This window comes from Lishizhenia sp. (genome assembly GCF_033720595.1).
In the GTDB taxonomy this organism is placed as follows: domain Bacteria; phylum Bacteroidota; class Bacteroidia; order Flavobacteriales_D; family Crocinitomicaceae; genus Lishizhenia.
Genome location: NZ_JAWWCF010000199.1, coordinates 1 through 4,989, shown reverse-complemented (window position 1 = coordinate 4,989; position 4,989 = coordinate 1). Strand labels below are relative to the sequence as shown.

Sequence of the window (4,989 nt, the reverse complement as noted above, 5' to 3'; positions counted from 1 at the left end):
TTGTGATTTAAGTCCCAATCAAACCTGCAATTTCGACCATTAGGATCAGTTGACGCTGCAGTCCAACATGATATGCCGACGTACTCATTTACAAGTGAAGAATCTACGTTGAGATAATTGATTTTATCAGTCTTCTCATCTTGATAATTGGCAGCATTTTCGAGTTTCCAATTCATCTCACCATTAGAGTTCTTATTCCCATAGAAAAGTTCCATTTCTTGTTCCTTTTTTTGGGGAAAACAAACAACATAGGACATAGAGGGGGTTATTTGTACTTCTCTGCCTTTTGATGTTGCCTTGATGTTTATCATTCCTATAGTTTCTAGTAATAAAGAATCTGAAAGTGTCGATAGGTTATTCGAAACGATATCAGAAATGGAATAATATTCTTCAAGATTTATTTCAATTTCACCTTTAACAGGTTTACCATTGGCATAAACAAACGAATTTGCAGGAAAGAATATTACGGTTCCTTGTTTTCCCTCGATGTAATTGTCTTGGTTTGTATTCAAGCTAAACTTCTCTGATTGAGGAGATATGTTCTCTCGTAAACTCTCTAGTGAATTTATTTCCACTTCCTGTTTACATGAAACGAGGAATAATACACCTATAATTAGAATTATACAATATTTCATCATGGTTATCAATTACGCATAACGGTTAGGCTAATCTGCTTTTTAATGCAGTTTAGGTTTTGTTAGGCTCTTTTTTATTATTTAATTCTTCAAATTCATCTACTCTTTTCCAGATGAAAATCAGAGAAGTTATTGAGTTAAACAATATCAATAACCAAGTCCAATCTGACTTCTTCGACTTTTCTAAATTTTTAAAAGACCAAAGTTTCCTAATCAAAATCACGAGTTGTAGAATTGTTAATGCTTGAAGTGTTCCAACCTGGATGTAATAAGCTTTCATAGATGGTACAAGCCAATGAAACTCTTTAGGAATCCAGACGGTCGGCATATAGCTCAATCCTAAAATGGAAGGTATGGTCAATAGTATTTTATTAGCTTTTTTCATACTTGTGCCTAACGGTTCTGCGGTAGGAAAAGTGGCGCTTTTCTAAAGTATAATCGTGCGCCATTTTTTCCCTGCATGTTAGTAACATTTCATTTCTATTTTGGGTTCTTCAGTCTTATCATCTTCGATTGATAATAAGGTGATTTTATCATAATTAGTTCTAATCAACAATTTAAAAGAATTATCATTATTTGAACAATTAAATAGAATTCCGTGGATTGCCTTTCCAATATCTCCGTAATCCAATCCTATGATACTTATTGAGTTAATTTTATGCCCAATAAGTCTATCTAATATAGTTAATCCACTGTCTACCCAAGTCCATTTGTCTTTTTCCAACCAAACAATTTCTTCTTTTAAATCAATTGAGTTTGTTGTTAATGAAATAAGTTCATCTTGGGAAGTACTTATCTCAAAGTTTATATCATCTATCTGGATAATTAAAGGGCAGTCCTCGCAAAAATCACCGTTTTGGTTGAATACAGCTTTATATCCATCAATTTTTCTATTCTTAGTTTTGGCAAACACGCTACTCGCGTAGTCATAGAATAATGATAATTCTCTGTACTCTGTCGGATGATATGATTGAATCCCTAGGTATCCCATACATTGTTACTAACGTTTTGGGTATGGTGCGTGTCCCGAAGGGCGTGCACTATACCTTTTGTTGTAGCTAGTTTTTATTCTTTATCAAATTTGTAAATATCTCCATAACCATCTTTACATTCTAAAAAGAACTCTTCTGGAATTCCACTTTCAAAAGATAATTTAGTGACTTTCTTTTTGTCACATTCATCAGTTTTAGAATGTAAAAACACAACCTGGTTATTCTCAATTTTTTCTGGCAAGTCATAAGTCATGCCGACATAGTAATTCCCTAAGTATTCATTTTTGTCATTAAATACTAAAATTCTGCTAGTTGCTCTTTTTGATAGTCCCCAAAACCAAGAGGAGGTCATAATCTTATATTCACCTTCAGGAGATTTAATTGTCCCAAGGTATCTAAGATGAGTTTCGGTTCCGTCTGTTTTATTCCATTGACCGAAGACATAAAGACTATCAGTAACATTATTATTTAACACCACTTGTCGTATCGAATCATCATTTACTTGCCCGAATAGATTTAGACTTGCGAATAATAATATAAGTGATATTGAGATTCTATTTTTCATTTTTCCGTGACAATTTCCCCGTTATCAAGGAATTGAATTACTAATGAACCGATAATGATATAGTTCTCATTGTTGGCTTTATTGATAGTCTCGAATTCTATTTCGTGTTTCTCCAGAAAAGCGGTTAAGTCACCTATATTCTCAAATCCATTGAGTGACGCATTGAGAATATCTGAGTTTTCTTTGAATTCTTCACAGCTTACTTGGTAGTATCCATGTCCAATCGCAGTATCATTTACCTGATATAACCAAAATAGATTGGACACGATCATTAGTGTCACGGTAATCCAAAATGATATTTTCCAAGCCTTCATGTTTTCGTTTTTAAATGCATGCTAACGTTTAGGCAAAACTGCGTTTTAATGCAGTTTAGGTTTTGTTGAGCTTAGTTTTTCTTTGATTTTGAATTCAATTTTCTTAGTGTAGTTTTTATTATATCTGTCTCTAAACAGAACTCCGAATACCGAGTAAGGGAACAAATCAATTTCAGATCTTTCTGCGTAATTAAGATTATTTGTCCGATTAAACTCACCTAGATCAAACCATTGTTCTCTTATGTCCCAGATTAACTGAAATGAATGATTACTGTCGTCATTCGTCCATTGAAGAAGCAGAGCTTGGCTATCACCGAACTTTTCTTCTTTGTTAAGAGAATATCCATTTTCTACAAGTAAATCATTTACTGAGTCTTTTACTTGGTTTTGAATGGTCTCGATCTTTTTAAATGCTTTGTTCATTTAATTAAGCACAACGTTTTGGCTTTGCGCAGTGTCCCGAAGGGCATTGCGTATAGGTTTTGTTGTGCCCCGTTTTTGTTTTTCTTTTTCGTCCGTGCGTTGGGGTGAAAGCTCTTTGCAACCGCAGGAACGAGGATTACAATGTGCTTGAACTGTGCGTTGGTATTATTCTTCAACGTCATAGTTAAATTCCACTTTACTTTGTTTGATAATCTCATTAAGTACGTCAGGAATATTGCCTTTACTTTCAGCAGACTGTAAACTACTTTTTAGCTTGTCAATATTTATTATTTCTTCAATGCAGGAAACATACTTGTTTACAATTGCTTCAACTGAATATTGTTGTTTAGCTCCTTCTTTGATTCGGTCATTTAATTTTTCTACAGTTTCAGTAGATTTTACAACAAAAGTTATTGGAAATTTTTCAAGCTTATCAATATCTAAAAAGTACTTCTTTACATCTGTTGTTTCAGTTACCTGAAAGAATCTACCAAGAGGTTTCATTACAAAATCAATTCCACCATCATTTGCATTCGTTCTACCTGTTTTGTAAAGCTTCAAATTTTCAGGCTCAATGGAATCTTCTGTGAAACCAAAATAAACCGTTTGATCATTGTAGTCGGCTTTGAGAATTGAGTAACTGACGATTTCAAAAATTCTTGCATCAATGTTTGGTTCTAATAAACCTAAAATGAACGATTTGATTTCTTCTGGCTGTTCATTCTCAATGTCCTTTAGCCGTTCACAAGTTTCAATGAAGCTCTCAAATGCACTTCTTTTTGAAGCTGCATAAGCATCTATGATTTCTATAATTACCTGAGAAATATTCACGGTTTTCTTGTTTACCTTTAGTTCTATCAGATTTGTATTTATCCAATATCGTTTTGTTTCAACAACTCTAATTATTGGAATAAAATCACAGGTTGGGAAATACTTTCTAAACTCTAAATTCATTCGCTGATTTAAAGCGTGATTTTGAAGTTTAGCACCAAAAGGCAATTCTCTTTGTCGTTTAAAAAGGTCTGAGAATTTAGCACCTTCGTATTTCGAATAATCTCCTTTTTCGTGAAATCCTTCTTTTATATAATCTTCAACGAGCACATATATTGCATAAAGGTTCCCAAAACTCCCTCGAGCTTTTGAGCCTTTGTGAGCTGAAACTGTTTTTTGATTTATGTACTTTAATAATTCACTGTTATTAAATATTGCTTCCGCTTCTTCTCCAAAGTGTTTGGTTAGAACGTCAAATATTGTTTCTGTAAAAGAGTGCTTCATACTTTGGGTTCAAATAATGTTTGTTGAGTTTGATTTTTAATTTGATATGATTTAGGTTCTGGTTTTAATTCTTCTCCGTTCAGAATGGTTTCTTCTAAAACTCTTCTAATACCAATTTTTGTAAAATCTTCATCTATTTCAATACCAATGGACTTTCTATTGAGCGACTTAGCAACAAATGAAGTTGTAAACGTTCCTGAGAATGGGTCTAACACCGTATCTCCTTCATTTGAACTTGCTTTAATGATTCTTTCAAGTAAAGCAATAGGCTTTTGGGTCGGGTGATTTTCGTATTCAGCCATTCTATACCTAACTCTTGGAAAGTCCCAAACATTTCCAGGGACTTTTTTTGTATTGTAAGGTTGTGGCGGATTTTTTCTATAATCAATTAATTTTCTTTTTGCACCCGTTTTAGCTTCAACAAGTATTTCGTCCGAATTAAAGGTGTAGTTTTTAGAGTCTTTTACGCAAAACAAAATCGGTTCATACATTGAACCAAAATAGTTCTTGGCTTGAACTCCAGAACTATCATAAGACCAAATTATACGAGAAAGAATTGAGGTTTTGTCTCGTAGATACAAATCGAAATAAGGAATAAACTGTGTTGAAGTCATTACATAAAAACTTCCACTGTCCTTCAGCTTTCTTAAGCACAAGTCTATCCATTGGTAACACCAATCCAAGTATTTTTGGTCAGTATCCCACTTGTCTTTACGACCATTAAAGTCTTTGCCAATATTATAAGGCGGGTCAACAAATATTAAATCAATCGATTTATCTTCAAT

At 33.4% G+C, this 4,989-nt stretch carries 8 protein-coding genes; all 8 read right to left on the bottom strand.

From position 1 onward, the window contains the following. On the bottom strand, positions 1 to 638 hold a 638-nt coding region (locus R3333_RS12340; protein ID WP_318959083.1), incomplete at its 3' end, for a hypothetical protein. A 49-nt stretch (positions 639 to 687) separates the two neighbouring features. Next, complete coding sequence (locus R3333_RS12335; protein ID WP_318959082.1) at positions 688 to 1,020, bottom strand: hypothetical protein; 333 nt, start codon at positions 1,018 to 1,020, stop codon at positions 688 to 690. A gap of 78 nt (positions 1,021 to 1,098) precedes the next feature. Further along, entirely contained in the window at positions 1,099 to 1,626 is a 528-nt protein-coding gene (locus tag R3333_RS12330; RefSeq protein WP_318959081.1) for a hypothetical protein, read from the bottom strand. 74 nt (positions 1,627 to 1,700) lie between these two features. Next, entirely contained in the window at positions 1,701 to 2,192 is a 492-nt protein-coding gene (locus R3333_RS12325) for a hypothetical protein (RefSeq protein ID WP_318959080.1), read from the bottom strand. Next, complete coding sequence (locus tag R3333_RS12320; RefSeq protein ID WP_318959079.1) at positions 2,189 to 2,458, bottom strand: hypothetical protein; 270 nt, start codon at positions 2,456 to 2,458, stop codon at positions 2,189 to 2,191. The genes R3333_RS12325 and R3333_RS12320 overlap by 4 nt, the downstream gene beginning before the upstream one ends. A 93-nt stretch (positions 2,459 to 2,551) precedes the next feature. Beyond that, complete coding sequence (locus R3333_RS12315; RefSeq protein WP_318959078.1) at positions 2,552 to 2,929, bottom strand: hypothetical protein; 378 nt, start codon at positions 2,927 to 2,929, stop codon at positions 2,552 to 2,554. 165 nt (positions 2,930 to 3,094) lie between these two features. Beyond that, positions 3,095 to 4,204 carry a hypothetical protein gene (locus tag R3333_RS12310; protein ID WP_318959077.1) on the bottom strand — a complete coding sequence of 370 codons (1,110 nt, stop codon included), beginning with the start codon at positions 4,202 to 4,204 and terminating at the stop codon, positions 3,095 to 3,097. After that, positions 4,201 to 4,989, bottom strand: a 789-nt coding sequence (gene yhdJ, locus R3333_RS12305; RefSeq protein WP_318959076.1) for an adenine-specific DNA-methyltransferase, incomplete at its 5' end; no start/stop codon positions are given. The genes R3333_RS12310 and yhdJ, both read right to left, overlap by 4 nt.